This window comes from Candidatus Pelagibacter communis, from assembly GCF_001180225.1.
Classification (GTDB): domain Bacteria; phylum Pseudomonadota; class Alphaproteobacteria; order Pelagibacterales; family Pelagibacteraceae; genus Pelagibacter; species Pelagibacter ubique_D.
Window position 1 is genome coordinate 18,637 of record NZ_CVST01000034.1, and the last position, 16,870, is coordinate 35,506.

Here is a 16,870-nt window from a genome sequence, read left to right on the forward strand (position 1 = left end):
TTATTTATCTTTAAACATATACTTAGATGTAATTAAAATAAAAATACTTGCAATCATAATTAATAATAATGAAGGTGCAGCAGCAGCTTCTAGTAAATCTTGTGAAGCAAATATATAGGCCTGGGTGGCAAATGTTTCAAAATTAAAAGGACGCATAATTAATGTAATTGGTAATTCTTTGATTATTTCGATTGATAGCAATATAGCAATTAATAAGACTGAGTTTTTAAGATAAGGGATATGAATATTTAAAAAAGTTTTTAATTTTGAATAACCTAGCAGATATGCACTTTCATCAATTGAGTAATTAATTTTTAAATATCCAGATTTAATACCGTTGTTAGCTAAAGAATAAAATCTTACAAAATAAACAGTTACTAAACCAAGTATAGATCCAATAAAAATTTGTTTTATATCAAAAAAATAAAAAATATTTTCATCAAACCATGAAATAAAAGTTATGAAGGCCACAGCCAATATTATTCCTGGTACTGCATAACCAGTAATTGAAAAAGTTGTTAGTATATTTAATAACTTATTTTTACTAATTCTATTTCCATAATTTGATACGAAAGATAAAAATATCAAAAGAAAGCCCGATAAGAAGACTAATATCAATGTGTTTGATAATAATTCTATAATATTTAAATCTATAAAATGTTTTGGAAATTTGATTGTCCAGTAAAGCATTTGCAAAACTGGAAATATAAAGCTTGCAAGAAATACAAATGAGCAAAATATTATTGCCATTAAAGATTTATAACCATTTAATTGTTTCAAAGTTTTAGTCTTAAAATTTCCTTTTGCAGGAGAATGGTACTGTGCTTTTTTTCTAGATAAGTTCTCTAAATAAAATAATCCAAATATAAAAATAAGGAGAAAAAAAGATATTCTGTTTGCTAAAGCTAAATCATCAAAAGATATCCACGCATCATAAATTCCAGTAGTTAAAGTCGATATTCCAAAAAAAGATACTGCACCAAAATCTGATAAAGTCTCCATAGCAACTAAAGATAATCCGGCAATAATTGCTGGTCTTGCTGATGGTAAAATAATATTAAAAAATGTTTTTTTTGTTGAAAAACCTAGGTTTTTTCCAAGTTCTAGCAAATTTTGAGACTGATAATGAAATGAAGTTCTTGTTAAAACATAAACATAACCAAATAGTGAAAATGAAATTGAAATTATAGCTCCTAGCATTCCGTCGAATTTAGGTAAAAAAGAATTATAATTTCCATCACCGAATAAGCTTTTCATAATTGAAAAAGCTGTTCCATAATTTTCAAAAAAAGCAGTTAATGAATATGCATAGATATAAGCTGGAACTGCAAAAGATAAAATTAAAACCCATTTAAAAAAATTAACTCCAGGAAATTTGTAAAATGAAACTAAATAAGCAGATCCTACACCGATTACAAAAGTTGTAATTAAAACTCCAATTACAAGAATTATTGAATTAGAAATGTATTCATACAAAAATGTATTTTTAACAATTGATAAATAGTCACTTGTTGGTTCAAAAAAACTACTAAATACAGTTACAATTGGTATTGCAACTATCATAGAAATGAGCAAAGAGCTCAAAAACCAAATATTAATTTTATTACCCATTTTAACGAAGTACTAATGGTATAAATTAGGGTAATAAACTTTATACCAAAAGTACTTAGTGTTAACCTCTTTTATTTCCAACCAGACATCAACATTACCTCTAACGCATCAGCCTGATTTTTTTTATAGTCTCCAACTTTTGTTTTTAAATCCTGTTTAAAATTTTCACCCATTTTTTTTATAAGATGGTGTGGTTCAACACCTTCTATCATTGGATATTCAAATGTATTGTTTACCATATGTTGTTGCGCTTCCTTTGTTAAAAGAAATTCTAGTAATTTTTTTGCATTTTCAGGATTAGGAGAATTTTTTAAAATACCTCCACCACTTATGTTCATATGTGTCCCTCTATCATTTTGATTTGGGAAATAAGGTAATACCTTTTGAGCAGCTTCTTTTTGATCTTCTCCTTTTTGACCAGATAACATCAAAGCATAATAATAAGTGTTTGCTATAGCTAAATCAGCTTCACCAGCGGCAACAGCTAAAATTTGAGCTCTATCATTTCCTTTAGGATTTCTTGCAAAATTTGAAACTAATTTTTTTGCCCATTCTAAAGTTTGTTCTTTACCATTATTTTTAATTAATGATGCAACAAGAGATTGATTGTAAATATTATTAGATTTTCTAATTACAATTTTCCCTTTCCACTTTGAATCTGACAAACTTTCATAAGTTATCCCTTTTAAATCTTCTGAACTTACTCTTTCTGGTGAATAATAAATAATTCTTGCTCTTTTAGCGATACCTGTCCAATTATCAGATCTAAAGTTTGCTGGCACTAAAGCTTTAATCTGCGCTGACATAGAGTTCTGAAACATTCCTTTTTCGTCAAATGCACCTAGTCTTCCGGCATCTGCTGTAATATATAAATCAGCTTTAGAATCTTTTCCTTCTTCAGTAATTCTTTTTTGTAACGCTTTGTCTTTGCCTGAAACTACGTTAACTTTTATACCTGTTTTATTAGTAAACTTTTCATACAACTGAATGTCAGAGTCGTAATGTCTTGCACTAAAAACATTTACTTCACCAGCTAAGCTCATTTTGGCAAAGAAAAATAAAATTAATGCTAATAATGTTATTTTTTTCATTTTTATTTTTTTCTTTACCCTAATTTATTTGCGAATGAGAATTATTCTCAATGCGAATGATTATCAATCGCATATATTGACGCATATATCAATAATTTTTTTTACAATTGCTAAATGTAGGAAATTTTTATTTCCAGTCGCCGATTTTGCTAAATAAGAAATTTCTAAATGCTTGAACTCTAGCAGTATTTTTTAATGACTGAGGATATACAAAGTGTGCTTCTGTTATAGGCCCTTCTACTTTCGGAAGTACTTTAATTACGTTGTTTGAATTTGTTACTAAATATTCAGGAAGTGCCGCCAATCCTACCCCAGATTCTACAGCTAACAAAAGACCCATTACACTATTTACCTTCATGATTGATTTTCTTTTTTTACCATCATGCATTCCAATTTTTAATGCCCAATCTGGATTATAAACTGGAGAAGGTGCTCCTTTTCCAAACGAAATAAATTTATGTTTATTTAGATCATTTATTGTTTTTGGCATTCCATTTTTTTCTAAGTACTTATTTGATCCATATATATAATATTTAATATCAACTAGCTTTTTTTGAATATAATTAAGCTGTTTTGGCCTTCTCATGAAAATTCCAATATCAGCCTGTCTTGTACTTAAATCTAATTCTTTATCATCAAAGACTAATTCAATCTCAATCTCTGGATTAAGTCTCATAAATTCTTGAATTCTAGGCGTTAACCAGTGAGTACCAAAACTTCTTACTGTTGTTATAGTTAATTTTCCTGTTGGTTTATTCTTCTGATCACCTAAAGAAGTTTCAACTTCTTTTAATTTACTTATTACTTCATGTGCAGTTTTAAAAACATATTCACCGTTTTCTGTAAGTGTTAATCCTCTTGCATGTCTTTCAAATAGTTGTACTTTCAAATCTTGTTCTAGGGACTGTATCTGTCTACTAATTGCAGATTGGCTAAGGTTTAAATTTACAGTGGCATTTGTAAAACTTCCAGCTTCTGCGACTGCATGAAAAATTTTTAATTTATCCCAATCCATTATTTATTTACATCCACCAATACTCTTCCAGAAATTTCACCTTTTAAAATTTTTGGATAAGTTTCAATTAACTCCTCTAGACCTACAGTTAAAACTGATTTTTCAAGCAATTCAAAATCAATTAATTTTGATGCTTCACCCCACATAAATTCTCTTCTTTTTATACTGCAATTTGCAGAATCCATTCCCCAAACCTTAATACCTCGCAACATAAAAGGAAGTAAATTGGTGTTAAGTTCATTACTGTTAGCATTTCCACATACAGCTATAATTCCATTAGGCTTTGTTTGTGCAATTGCGTTTGCTAAAATTTTCCCTCCAACAGTGTCTACCACTCCATCCCATAAACCTTTATCTATTGGTCTTGGGTCTTTATCAAATTCAGCTCTATTTATAATGTTTTTTGCTCCTAAAGATTTTAAATAATCTGACTTACTTTCTTTTCCAGATACTGCAGTTACATTGTATCCTAATTTTGTTAAAACCATTATTGCAACACTGCCAACGCCTCCAGTTGCTCCTGTTACCAAAACATCATTTACTTTTTCTCCAAGCAAAATACTTTCTCTTGCTTGAATTGCAAAAGCACTCATTAAAGAAGTTAAGCCTGCAGTACCTAAAATCATTGCCTGCTTGCTGCTTAAGTTATCAGGTTTTTTTACTAGGAAATCTGCATTGACTTTTGCTATTTGAGAATAACCACCAAAAAACACTTCTCCAACTCTAAAACCAGTTAATATTACTTCGTCACCTGATTTAAATTTTGAATTTTCACTTTCAATTACTTTTCCTGAAAAATCTATTCCTGGTATGTGCGGATACTCTTTTACTAGTCTTCCACCATTCTTTAGAATCATTCCATCTTTAAAATTTAAATCAGAATATTCTACCTGAACAGTTACATCTCCATGTTTTAAAAAACCTCTATCTAAAGATTTTACTTCTCTAGAAAAATTTTCACCTTCTTGATTAAGAACTATTGCTTTGAATTGATCAGACACTTTAATCTTTTAGCGTAGTGCTAATAAATCGTAAATATCTATTTTGAAAACTTAAATCTTCTTTGAATTGACCTAAATAATAATTTGTTACCGTAGTTGCTTGTTCTTTTTTAATTCCTCTCATAGTCATACACTGATGAGTTGAATCTATTGTTACTGCAACACCTTTTGCATCTAATGATTCCATTAAAGTATTTGCAATTTGCATTGTAAGTCTTTCTTGAGTTTGAAGTCTTTTAGAAAATACTTCAACTACTCTTGCAAGTTTACTTAAACCTACAACTCTTTCTTTTGGAATATAAGCAACATGAGCTTTTCCAATAATTGGTGCCATGTGATGTTCGCAATGACTTTGCACAGAAATATTTTTCTGGACAACCATGTCATCATATCCCTCTACATCACCAAAAGTTTTATCTAAAATTTTATCTGGATCTTCTTTGTAACCTTTAAAATATTCTTTAAATGCTTTAACAACTCTTTTTGGAGTTTCTAATAAACCTTCTCTATTTGGGTCTTCACCCATCCATGTTAAAATTGTTTTAAAAGCTTCTTCAGCATCTTTGTCTGAAACTTGCTTATTTTCATTTAACTTGTTGTCAGTGTCTTTTACTAATTTCATAGCGCCTTTTTATACAGTAATTACCTGATTTTAAAATATTTATTATATCTAGATATGTGCTACATAATCACATTCTATGTTCAAAAAAAGAGAAAATATCTACGATATCGAGGAAGGAAATCTTCTTTCACCAAAATTTGATAATGATGGCTTAATACCTGTCATTACAATGTGTTCAAAAACCAAAGATATTTTAATGCACGGCTATATGAATGTTGAAGCATTAAAAAAAACAATTGAAACCAAAGAAGCTCACTACTTTAGCAGATCTAGAAAAGCAATCTGGCACAAAGGTAAAACAAGTGGCTTTACTCAAAAAGTAACTGAAATCAGAATTGATGATGATCAAGACTCAATTTGGTTAACAGTTGATATAGGAGACGGTGCTAGTTGCCATGTTGGATACAGATCATGCTTTTATAGATCTATTCCTATGGGACCAATTGATAATGGACGTAAAGTAGAAATGGAATTTCTTGAAAAAGAAAAAAAATTTGATCCTGAAGAAGTTTATAAAGGACAACCAAATCCTACTAAGATTTAATGAGTGAAAAACAAAAAAATGTTCTAGGCGAAGATCTAGAAGAATGCTCCAATGATCCATTAACAGGTTGGTTTCGTGATGGTTGTTGTAACACTGACGAGAATGATCATGGACTTCATACAGTTTGTGCTAAAGTTACTACCGAATGCTTAGAGTGGATGAAAGAAGCAGGTAACGATTTAATTACTCCACATCCTGAATTTGGGTTTCCAGGTTTAAAAGATGGAGATGGATGGTGTTTGTGTGCTAGTTGGTATGCAAGAGCAGTTGAAGCTGGTAAAGGATGTCCAATATTTCTAAAAAGAACCCACGAAAACACTCTTAAATATGTACCTATTGAAACTTTAAAAAAGTTTGCAATAGATTTGTCCTAATTTACATATTTCCATATCTTGGTCCACCACCACCTTCTGGTGTCACCCAATTTATGTTTTGTGAAGGTTCTTTAATATCGCAAGTTTTACAGTGAATACAATTTTGCGAATTAATTACAAACTTATTAACATCATTTTCTTTCTGCACTTCGTATACTCCAGCAGGACAATATCTTTGTGCAGGTTCATCAAATTTTTCTAAAGTGTATTTGATTGGTAAATCAGGATCTTTAAGTTGTAAGTGGACAGGTTGATTGTCAGCATGGTTAGTTCCTGTAAGATAAACTGAACTAGTTTTATCAAAAGTTATTACATTATCGTACTTTGGATAATCAATTTTGGGCATTTGACTTGCAGGTTTTAATGTTTCATGATCTGCATGTTTATGTTTAAGAGTGAACGGAAGTTTTCCTCTGAACAAAATTTGATCAATACCTGTAAAGATAATCCCCAAAATTAGTCCCCAACTAAAACTAGGTTTTACATTTCGAGCTTCAAATAATTCTTTATATAACCAACTTTTTTTAAATTTATCTTCATAATTAGATAAATCTTTATTTTCTTTTAAGTGTTCATTAATAGTTTCAGCTGCTATCATTCCACTTTTCATTGCGGTATGAGAGCCTTTAATTTTAGGCATATTTAATGTACCGGCATCACATCCTACTAATAATGCACCTGGCATAAACATTTTAGGTAAACTTTGAAATCCTCCTTCGATTAATGCTCTTGCGCCATATGAAATTCTTTTTCCTCCCTCTATTATTTTTTTAATTGCTGGATGAGTTTTAAATCTTTGAAATTCATCATATGGAGATAAATGTGGATTTTTGTAATCCAATCCTATTACATAGCCTAAAAACACTTGTTTATTTTCAGCGTGATACATAAAGCTTCCACCGTAAGTATTGTTGTCAAGTGGCCATCCAGCTGTATGCATTACTAGTCCTTCTTCATGATTTTTTTCCTCTATTTCCCAAATTTCCTTAAAACCAATTCCATATTGCTGGGGATCTTTTCCTTTACTCAGTTCAAATTTTTGAATTAATTGTTTTCCCAGATGACCTCTGCAACCTTCAGCAAATACTGTTACTTTTCCTAAAAGCTCAATGCCTGGTTCAAAACTATCTTTTTTGTTGCCCTCTTTATCTATACCCATATCTTGGGTAGCTACTCCTTTAACAGAACCGTCATCGTTGTATAAAATTTCACTTGCTGGGAAACCTGGAAAAATTTCTACACCCAAAGCTTCTGCTTGTTCAGCTAACCATCTACATAAGTTAGCTAAACTGATAATATAATTTTTATGATTTTGTTGAACTGCTGGCAAAAGCCAAGTTGGCCAACTTAAAGATTTTGTTTTTCCTAAAAATAAAAATTTTTCTTTTGTTACTTTTGTTTTAATTGGCGAGTTAAGTTCTCTCCAATTAGGTAATAACTCATCTAGAGCTCTTGTTTCAAAAACATTCCCACTCAAAATATGAGCTCCTATTTCTGAAGCTTTTTCAAGCAAACAAACATTCAAATTTGAATCTAATTGTTTTAATTTAATTGCAGTCGCTAATCCTGATGGGCCACCACCAATGATTACAACATCATATTCCATAGATTCTCTAGACATAATCTAATTTTTAACTGTAAGGATTATTTTTGTATAGTGTTTAATTTGTTCAGCTCTTCCATGAACTGAGGCAAAGCTTCAAAGAGATCTGCTTCAAGACCATAATCAGCAACGCTGAAAATTGGGGCCTCACCATCTTTATTAATTGCAACTATAACTTTACTTTCTTTCATGCCTGCTAAATGCTGAATTGCTCCTGATATTCCAACAGCTATGTATAAATCCGGTACAACAACTTTTCCGGTTTGCCCAACTTGATGGTCATTGCTTATATAACCTGCATCAACTGCGGCTCTTGATGCTCCAATAGCTGCTCCAAGCTTATCAGCAATTTCAGTAATTAATTTAAAGTTATCTCCACTTTGCATTCCTCTTCCACCTGATACAACAATTCTAGCTGTACCAAGTTCAGGTCTATCAGATTTAATTTCTTCTCTTTTTATAAATTTTGTATTTGAAAATTCTTCACCAGCATCAATTTTCTCAATTGGTGCTGAGCCTCCTGAGCTTTCACAAGGTTCAAATGAAGTTGGTCTAATAGTTACACATTTTTTTGCATCATTACTTTTAACTGTTGCAAAAGCATTCCCAGCATAAATTGGTCTAACAAAAGTATCAGATGATATTACTTTTATAATGTCACTAACTTGTGAGGTATCAAGATGAGCTGCAATTCTTGGCATTAAATTTTTACCAAATGTATTTGCTGAACAAATGATATGAGAATAATTTTCTGCTAACTTAACCACAACCGGAGCAAAATTTTCTGCAGTGAAATTTTCATAGTGTGGTGCTTCAACGCTTAATACTTTTTTAATTACTGGAAGTTCTGATAATTGTTTTGATGCCTCTGCACTATCATTTCCAATTATCACAGCATGAACTTCACTATCAATTTGTGAAGCAGCTGTAGCCGCATTTAATGTAAATGGTCTTAACTCTTTATTATTATGCTCTGCTATAAGTAAAACTGCCATTATATTACCTTTGCCTCATTTTTTAATTTTTGAACTAATTCTGCTACATTAGCCACTTTAATACCCGCTTTTCTTTTTGGTGGCTCTTCTACTTTAATTTGCTCTACTCTTGGAGAAGTATCAATACCTAGATCAGATGCAGAAATTTCTTCAATTGGTTTTTTCTTCGCCTTCATAATGTTTGGAAGAGAAGCGTATCTTGGTTCATTTAATCTTAAATCACAAGTTACAATAGCAGGAACATTTATTTCAATTGTTTCAAGTCCCTCATCTATTTCTCTAGTAACTTCTAGTTTATTATCTTTTACATCAATCTTTGATGCAAAAGTTGCTTGTGGCCAATTTAATAATGCACTCAACATTTGACCTGTTTGATTACAATCATCATCAATTGCTTGTTTTCCCATAAAAACTAAATCTGGTTTTTCTTTTTCAACAACTTTTTGTAAAATTTTTGAAACAGCTAATGGCTCTAGTATTCCATCTGCTTTCACATGAATTCCTCTATCTGCTCCAACTGCTAAAGCCTTTCTAACAGTTTCTTGAGCTTTTTCTTCACCTACAGTTATTGCAACCACTTCAGTTGCCTTTCCTGCTTCTTTAATTTTTACTGCTTCTTCGATTGCATTATCATCTGGTGGATTAGTTGACATTTTTACATTGTCTGTAACTACACCAGTGCCATCCTCTTTAACTCTGATTTGAACGTTGTAATCAATAACTCTTTTTACTGCTACTAAGATTTTCATTAAGCTCTCAACAAATTATTTTCTGAATCGTATGGACTTTCATCTAAAACGGTAGCGTCATACATTTCACCCAATATATCAACTTGTAATTTGTCGCCCACATTAGAACAATCAGGTTTTACCATTGCAAGAGCTATTGACTTATCTAATCTAAATCCAAACTCACCACCTGTTGCTCTTCCAACCACTTTACCATCTTTAAATATAGGATTATTTCCTAAAACATCAGCATCTTTAGTATTGTGAACTTCTAAAGTTACTAATTTATTATCAAAACCTTTTTCTCTCCATTTATTAAGTGCTTCTAAACCAATAAAGTTTCCTTTATTTGGATGAATAAATCTATCTAGTCCTGACTCGTATGGAGAATATTCAATCGACAATTCTGTTCCAACCAACTTGTAAGATTTTTCTACTCTTAAACTATTCATTGCTCTAATACCGAATGGTTTAATTCCTAAATCTTTACCAGCTTCCATTAATTTATCAAAAATATGATTTTGATACTCGATTGGATGATGAAGTTCCCATCCAAGTTCACCAACAAAATTTACTCTCATGGCATTAACTGGTGCATATCCTACATTCACATTTTTTGCTGTAAGCCATTTAAAGTTTTCATTAGAAAAATCATCTGTTGAAACTTTTTGCATTAGTTGTCTTGCTTTAGGGCCAGCAACTACCAAGACACCTGTGCTATTTGTTAAATCTTCAAAAATTACAGATCCATCATCTGGCATCCATTTTTGAATCCAATCATGATCTAATCTTAAATTTGCTCCAGCCGATACCAAGTAATAACTATTCTCAGCTTCTTTCATAATTGTAAATTCTGAATGCACACCACCTTTGGTATTTAATGCGTGGCATAGATTTATTCTTCCAATCTTTTTTGGAAGCTTATTTGCAACTAAATAGTCTAAAAACTCTTCTGCTTTAGGTCCTCTTATTCTGCATTTTGCAAAGGCAGTCATATCTAAAAGACCAACATTTTCTTTTACGTTTTCACATTCCTTTTTAATTGCATCAAACCATTTTGATCTTCTAAACGACCAATCATCCTTTTGTTCCATTCCATCTGTTGCAAAAAAGTTAGGTCTTTCCCATCCAAATTTTTGTCCAAAAACTGCTCCTAAATTTTTCATTCTTTCGTAACACGGAGCTGTTCTTAAAGGTCTTGCTGCAGGTCTTTCTTCATCGGGATAGTGAACTATAAATACATGACTATAAGCTTCTTCATTTTTAGCCTTCAAATAAGATTTTGTTGCATAGTTTCCATATCGTCTTGGCTCAACACCCAACATATCAATTGTTGGTTCACCATCTACAATCCATTCAGCAAGTTGCCAACCAGCACCACCTGCTGCAGTTATTCCAAAACTATGACCTTCATTAATCCAAAAATTCTTAAGTCCCCAAGCAGGTCCAACAATTGGATTTCCATCAGGTGTATAACAAATTGCTCCATTATAAACTTTCTTAACTCCAACTTCTCCGAAGGCCGGAACTCTATGTATTGCTCCTTCGATATGTGGAGCTAATCTATCTAAATCTTCTTGAAATAATTCGTATTCAGAATTCTTTGATGGTCCTTCTACATAACATGCCGGTGCACCATCTTCATAAGGTCCTAAAATTAATCCACCTGCTTCTTCTCTCATATACCATCTACTATCACTATCTCTTAAGACTCCCATTTCTGGTAAACCTTCTTTTTTTCTTTGTTGAATTAAAGGATGAGGTTCAGTCACGATATATTGATGTTCAACAGGAATAACTGGAATATCTAATCCAACCATTTCACCAGTTTGTCTTGCAAAATTTCCAGAACAAGAAATTACATGTTCACACTCTATTGATCCTTTATCTGTTTCAACAATCCATCCATCTTTTGTTTGTCTCATTGATAGAACAGTTGTGTTTCTATAAATCTCTGCTCCCCTATTTCTTGCACCAGTAGCTAAAGCTTGTGTTAAATCTGCAGGTTGGATGTATCCATCTTCTGGGTGTTGAATTGCTCCAACTAAATCATCTGTATGACATAGAGGCCAAATTTCTTTTACTTGTTGTGGAGTTAAAAACTTTACATCTACTCCAATCGTTCGAGCGACACCTGCGTACTGGTGGTACTCATCCATTCTATCTTTTGTACTTGCCAAACGAATATTTGAAACAACGCTAAAGCCAACATTTTTTCCAGTTTCTTCTTCTAAAGTTTTATAAAGATTTACCGCATATTTATGTAGCTGACCTACAGAGTAACTCATATTAAATAATGGCAATAAACCTGCTGCATGCCAAGTTGAACCTGAGGTTAATTCTTTTCTCTCAACAAGAACTACATCAGACCAACCTTTTTTTGCTAAATGATAAAGAGCACTGACACCAACTACTCCACCACCAACTACTACGACTTTAGTTTTTGTTTTCATTTCGTGATTCCTACTAAATTTTTATTAGTAACGAAACAAAAATGTATCTGTGGATAATCAAATTGAGCTGCCGAGTGGAATTGGACTTGAGACCATTGTGGTCAACCAGCAATCTTTTAAAACTCCTTCGTCTGTATATTTTTCAACCTGCCAATTGAACTTGTGATAAATTTTGTCCTTATCTAAAATGATGACCTCAAATTGGGCCCATTTGTCACTACTGCCAAGCTCTGTGATAGTGTGGCTTAGATGATTAATCATCATTTTATAGGAGGCTCCTTTGATCATTCGCTTAAAATTACCTAGGGGACCTGTTACTCTTTTATTGTTTGGGTGAGCAAAGGTCCAGGTTTGCTCTATCCCTCTGTCTTTATATTCTAAATCATTTTGTTTGAGACCATTAAGTTGAATTTCAACAACTTCTTTTGGAGAAATATTTTTGCTTGGGTTTATCAACTCTGAATATGAATAAACAGTAGTTAATAATAGAATTAATAAAGTGCTAAATATTATTTGCAGTTTTTCTAACATCTTCTAAGAACTCTTGTCTTTTTGAGTCGCTTACAAAAGGTACTGCAAAATATCTTCGATAGGTAATGTTATATATGCCACACATATGAAATACCCCTCTTTTCAATCTTCTAATGGGTAAATTTAAAAAAAATGTAGTGATAGCTAGTCTCGGTGAACCATATGTACAAAAAATTACGGCTTTCTTTTTTCTTAAATTACCAATTGGATAACCATAGTTTCCAACTAGTTGCTTAAATCTAAATGCCCATGGTGGTGCCAATACTTTATCAATCCACCCTTCAACAATAGCTGGCATTCTAAAATTCCATATTGGCGCAACTAATACAATTGTATCACACTCTTCTATCCTCTTACGATGATCTAAGACTTCAGCACTTGGGTCTTCTCCAGCAAATACAGGATCAAATTTTTCTTTGTATAAATCTACAACATCAACTTTATTACCTTTTAATTCTGATTGTTTGATAAATTCATTTTTAATAGCTGCGTTAAATGAATTGTCATTATAATGACCGTAAACTAGGAAAATTTTTTTCATGATTTTTAATTAACAAAAAAAATCAAAAAAACTATAAAATTATTGTTTATTCTGAGGTTTTGTACTTGCTATTGTTAATTATATAGACAAATAAAATAGGCAGAATAAGTGTTAGTAAAGTTACAACAATTAACAATATCCCAAGCTCTGAGTAATCAGCAGTAGTTTGAATTTCACCTGAAACTTTATCTTTTACTTCTCTAGTAACTGTAAAAATTTGATTTAAATATTTTGTTCCTAAAGCACTTGCTGAAAGAGCCAAATTTGTAAAAGAAGCAAAAACTGCAAAAAAAGTTGCTTTAAGATGTGAAGGAGCATTTTTTGCAATCCAAGCTAATAAAGGAATCATTGATACCTGACCCAATGGAGACTCTAAAGCTGTATTAAGTATCGCTATAAATTTAGCATCAACTACACCACCTGTTATTGAAGCGGTCCAATTATGAAATCCATAATACATTCCAACACTTGGTAAAAATAAAATCGCACCAGCTATACTTAATACAACAATAATTTTTGCAATTGAGTTATTGGCCATAAATGGTCTCAACAAAACAATTCCAGCCAATGTTAAAATTGATGCTAGTAAAGACAAAATTGAAAAAAATTGTTCATTAAAACCAAGTTCATCAATTTCAAACCACGTTAGACCAGGACCGGGCCCTGGCATTGCTCTAAATATAAATATAATTACTGCAGTACCAACAATTGTTAACCTTAAATTCTCTGGCAACTCTTTGATGAGTTTAAACATCAAAAATAAAATTATAATGACTGAACCAATGAAAACAATTTCTTGTGCAAAGGGAATTTTGAAGGATCCAACAGATAAAGTGAAAATAACAAAAATTAAGCTTCCTCCAAGGATCCACCAATTAATTTTAGTTTTCTCAGTTCCTCTTTCTTCTTTAAATTCAAGTCCTTTAGATTTTAAATTTTGAATTTTCTTATTCCTTAAATATTTTGCTAAAAATACACCTAAAATTGAAACAACTGGAATAACTAACGCATACAAATAAATTTTACCGTATAGAGCAATTTTAGCAGCCTGTTCTAGGCTATCTACATCTCTAAATAAAATTACATTCACCAACGCAACTAAAACAGTACCTCCAATAATTGAAAAACGACCAAGGGTTTGCATTGTTGTATGCATAATTTTAACTTGATCTTTACTGTAATCATTTCCATTCTCATCAGTTAGAGGGACAGCTTCAACAGTCATAGCATCAGCAACAACATCTTGAATTACATAACCAACAGGTGCTAAAATTACACTAATCACAAACCAAGTCTCAACTGAGAAAATTTCAGACATGTCTTCTGTATGAATTATAAGTCCATACATAATCAGCAAACTTAAAGCGATTAAAGAAGCGCCAAAGTAAACCATATAATTTTTTCTATCCCATATAAGATCTACCAAATGGCCTAAAGGCATTTTTAAAGCCCATGGAATTCCAGCCCAAAACCCAAGGCCAGCTAAAAATGCTGCAGATAAATTTAAGTAATCTTTAACAAAAAAAGTTCCAACTATTCCAGTTAATCCAGAAATACCAGCTGCAACATAAACCATCAAAGGAGGTAAATAAGTCCATTTAAATTGTCGGCCTAAATCTAAAAAAGTGCTGTCTAAAAATTTTAAAACTTTATTCATAAAAATTATTATTACTCATTATAAATAATTAAGAAAAAATATAAATTTATCTTGGGGAGCTTAAATTGAATGATTTAACTATGAAAAATCCTACAAACATTGAAACAACAAAAGTTATTGAATAAATATTAAATAAAGCAACAGATGTTATAGCTGGACCAGGACACAATCCTCCTAACCCCCAACCAGCACCAAATAAAGCTGAACCTAATATTAATTGATTATTAATTGTTTTGTTATTTGAATAATTAAATTTCTCTACAAATAGTGGTTTTTCTTTTTTCTTAATAATATGAAACAAAGGAGATGAGACAACCAAAGCTCCCATCATCACAAATGCAAGAGAAGGATCCCAATTTCCAAATAAATCTAAAAAGCCTAATACTTTTGCTGGATTAACCATTTCAGATATCACTAAACCGATACCAAATATTATACCTGAAAGAAGGGAAGCTAATTTGTTCATAATAAATTTTTTATAAATACAGTTAAAATTCCGACAATCATAAATGTAATTGTTGCAATAATTGATCTTAAAGAAAATCTTCCAATACCACTTATACCGTGTCCACTTGTACAACCACCACTGATCCGTGTTCCGATTCCAACCAACAAACCTGCTGCTATCATAAGGACGTAAGAATTAGAAATACTAATATTAATTCCTCCATTAGAAAATAAAGAGTAAATAAATGGTGCTATAATTAAACCTAACAAAAATAATAAATTATCAAATTTATTTTCTTTCTCTGTTAACGCATTACTTGCGATACCACTAATCCCCACTAAACGACCGTTCAATAAAAAAAATACCACGACTGCTAATCCAATGATCAATCCACCAGTAAAGGCCGGAATTGGTGTAAAATTTACCATGTTCATAATATTAATTACTTAAAACTGGAAAAGCCTGTCTAATTTTTAAAAAAAATTTTTGGTATTCCATCTTAGTACATTTGTTTTCTATGTATTCTATATTATTTTTTTCTACAAGTGACTTAGCATTTTCGTCTCTTATTCCAAGTTGTAACCATAATACTTTAGCGCCAATTTTTACTGTATCTTCAGCTATGCCAAAGGCTTCTTTAGAAGGTCTAAAAACATCTACAATGTCTATAGGATCTTTAATCTCTGTTATCGAAGCATAAACTTCTTCACCTAAAATTTTTTTACCTTTGGCTGATGGGTTAACTGGATAAACTTTATAACCATATTCTTGCATATATTTCATAACAATTGTCGAAGGTTTTTTTGGATCATTACTAACACCAATCATAGCTATTGATTTTGAGTTTTCTAAAATAGTTTTTATATCGCTCACTATTTATCTTTCCATTTAGGATGTCTTTTTTCCAAGAAAGCTGAAATACCTTCTTTTGCATCCATTGCCATCATATTAACAGTCATCATTTTGCTAGTGTACGCATAAGCTTTTCTTAAAGGCATTTCTAATTGTTTATAAAAAGCCTGTTTTCCGATTTTAATTGTCAAATTAGATTTCGATGCAATTTTTTTTGCAACTTTCAAAACTTCATCATTTAATTTTGATTTAGAAAAATGATCATTTATTAAACCAATTTCTTTTGCATAATTTGCTTTGATGGGGTCTCCTGTTAACAACATATGCATCATTGGTTTACGATTAATTTTTCTACTAACAGCGACCATCGGTGTACTACAAAATAAACCAATGTTTACACCTGGTGTTGCGAACAATGAATCTTTTGAACTATATGCCAAATCGCAACTTGCAACCAACTGACAGCCTGCTGCAAAAGCTGCACCATGTACTTTTGCGATAACTGGTTTTTTTCCCTCAACAATTTGCAACATAACCTTTGAACAAAGATTAAATAACTTTTGATATTTCTCTCTTTTCTTAAGACTTCTAACTTCTTTTAAATTGTGGCCAGCACTAAATCCTTTTCCCGCTCCCTCTATAATTATTACTTTAATTTTTTTATCAGCATCTAATATTTTTAATGATCTTAATAAATCAGAAAGATTTTTAAATGAGAGAGAATTATATGTTTTCGGTTCATCAATTACAATTGATGAAATTTCAGAATTAATTTTTCTAATTTTGATATTAGATGACATCAGG

At 31.4% G+C, this 16,870-nt stretch carries 18 protein-coding genes; 2 read left to right on the plus strand and 16 right to left on the minus strand.

Features of this window, described 5'->3' with window-relative positions; genetic code table 11:
* The 5 genes from AMN99_RS01815 to folE all read right to left on the minus strand — a co-directional run bounded on the left by AMN99_RS01815 (position 1) and on the right by folE (position 5,340).
* Positions 1 to 1,611, minus strand: coding sequence for an ABC transporter permease (locus tag AMN99_RS01815; protein ID WP_075506132.1), 1,611 nt, complete (start codon positions 1,609 to 1,611; stop codon positions 1 to 3).
* Between the two features lie 71 nt (positions 1,612 to 1,682).
* A complete protein-coding gene (locus AMN99_RS01820; RefSeq protein ID WP_075506133.1) occupies positions 1,683 to 2,702 on the minus strand; it encodes an extracellular solute-binding protein in 1,020 nt (339 codons plus the stop codon).
* 127 nt (positions 2,703 to 2,829) lie between these two features.
* On the minus strand, positions 2,830 to 3,717 hold the full coding sequence (locus AMN99_RS01825; protein ID WP_075506134.1) for a LysR family transcriptional regulator: 888 nt from the start codon (positions 3,715 to 3,717) through the stop codon (positions 2,830 to 2,832).
* Positions 3,717 to 4,718: an MDR family oxidoreductase gene (locus AMN99_RS01830; RefSeq protein WP_075506135.1), complete on the minus strand. Its 1,002-nt coding sequence runs from the start codon at positions 4,716 to 4,718 to the stop codon at positions 3,717 to 3,719. Before AMN99_RS01830 ends, AMN99_RS01825 begins: the two co-directional genes overlap by 1 nt.
* A 1-nt stretch (position 4,719) precedes the next feature.
* Positions 4,720 to 5,340 (minus strand): GTP cyclohydrolase I FolE, encoded by a 621-nt coding sequence (gene folE / locus AMN99_RS01835; RefSeq protein WP_075506136.1) that lies wholly within the window; start codon positions 5,338 to 5,340, stop codon positions 4,720 to 4,722.
* A gap of 76 nt (positions 5,341 to 5,416) precedes the next feature.
* Here folE and hisI point away from each other — a divergent pair, with 76 nt between their 5' ends.
* Complete coding sequence (hisI, locus tag AMN99_RS01840; RefSeq protein ID WP_075506137.1) at positions 5,417 to 5,884, plus strand: phosphoribosyl-AMP cyclohydrolase; 468 nt, start codon at positions 5,417 to 5,419, stop codon at positions 5,882 to 5,884.
* A complete protein-coding gene (locus tag AMN99_RS01845) occupies positions 5,884 to 6,258 on the plus strand; it encodes a DUF2237 family protein (protein ID WP_072090395.1) in 375 nt (124 codons plus the stop codon). Before hisI ends, AMN99_RS01845 begins: the two co-directional genes overlap by 1 nt.
* A 1-nt stretch (position 6,259) precedes the next feature.
* On the opposite strand, the gene AMN99_RS01850 is transcribed toward AMN99_RS01845, so the two are convergent.
* Genes AMN99_RS01850 through AMN99_RS01900 form a run of 11 tightly spaced genes read right to left on the minus strand, consistent with a single transcriptional unit; the run spans position 6,260 to position 16,866 of the window.
* Positions 6,260 to 7,879 (minus strand): electron transfer flavoprotein-ubiquinone oxidoreductase, encoded by a 1,620-nt coding sequence (locus AMN99_RS01850; protein WP_075506138.1) that lies wholly within the window; start codon positions 7,877 to 7,879, stop codon positions 6,260 to 6,262.
* Between the two features lie 23 nt (positions 7,880 to 7,902).
* On the minus strand, positions 7,903 to 8,856 hold the full coding sequence (locus AMN99_RS01855; RefSeq protein WP_075506139.1) for an electron transfer flavoprotein subunit alpha/FixB family protein: 954 nt from the start codon (positions 8,854 to 8,856) through the stop codon (positions 7,903 to 7,905).
* Positions 8,856 to 9,605: an electron transfer flavoprotein subunit beta/FixA family protein gene (locus AMN99_RS01860; protein WP_075506140.1), complete on the minus strand. Its 750-nt coding sequence runs from the start codon at positions 9,603 to 9,605 to the stop codon at positions 8,856 to 8,858. Before AMN99_RS01860 ends, AMN99_RS01855 begins: the two co-directional genes overlap by 1 nt.
* Positions 9,605 to 12,037, minus strand: a complete 2,433-nt coding sequence (locus AMN99_RS01865; RefSeq protein WP_075506141.1) for a GcvT family protein — start codon at positions 12,035 to 12,037, stop codon at positions 9,605 to 9,607. The genes AMN99_RS01860 and AMN99_RS01865 overlap by 1 nt, the downstream gene beginning before the upstream one ends.
* Positions 12,038 to 12,094: 57 nt before the next feature.
* The gene (locus tag AMN99_RS01870) at positions 12,095 to 12,568 is read right to left on the minus strand and encodes a DUF4864 domain-containing protein (protein WP_075506142.1); all 474 of its coding nucleotides are present in this window, start codon (positions 12,566 to 12,568) and stop codon (positions 12,095 to 12,097) included.
* The gene (locus AMN99_RS01875) at positions 12,540 to 13,109 is read right to left on the minus strand and encodes an NAD(P)H-dependent oxidoreductase (RefSeq protein ID WP_075506143.1); all 570 of its coding nucleotides are present in this window, start codon (positions 13,107 to 13,109) and stop codon (positions 12,540 to 12,542) included. Before AMN99_RS01875 ends, AMN99_RS01870 begins: the two co-directional genes overlap by 29 nt.
* Positions 13,110 to 13,155: 46 nt before the next feature.
* Positions 13,156 to 14,766, minus strand: coding sequence for an MFS transporter (locus tag AMN99_RS01880; RefSeq protein WP_075506144.1), 1,611 nt, complete (start codon positions 14,764 to 14,766; stop codon positions 13,156 to 13,158).
* A gap of 46 nt (positions 14,767 to 14,812) precedes the next feature.
* Positions 14,813 to 15,232 (minus strand): DUF6691 family protein, encoded by a 420-nt coding sequence (locus AMN99_RS01885; RefSeq protein WP_075506145.1) that lies wholly within the window; start codon positions 15,230 to 15,232, stop codon positions 14,813 to 14,815.
* A complete protein-coding gene (locus AMN99_RS01890) occupies positions 15,229 to 15,648 on the minus strand; it encodes a YeeE/YedE family protein (RefSeq protein ID WP_082255135.1) in 420 nt (139 codons plus the stop codon). Before AMN99_RS01890 ends, AMN99_RS01885 begins: the two co-directional genes overlap by 4 nt.
* 4 nt (positions 15,649 to 15,652) lie before the next feature.
* Entirely contained in the window at positions 15,653 to 16,087 is a 435-nt protein-coding gene (locus tag AMN99_RS01895; protein WP_256998094.1) for a CoA-binding protein, read from the minus strand.
* Positions 16,087 to 16,866, minus strand: a complete 780-nt coding sequence (locus tag AMN99_RS01900) for an enoyl-CoA hydratase (protein ID WP_075506147.1) — start codon at positions 16,864 to 16,866, stop codon at positions 16,087 to 16,089. The genes AMN99_RS01895 and AMN99_RS01900 overlap by 1 nt, the downstream gene beginning before the upstream one ends.
* Between the last annotated feature and the right edge of the window lie 4 nt (positions 16,867 to 16,870).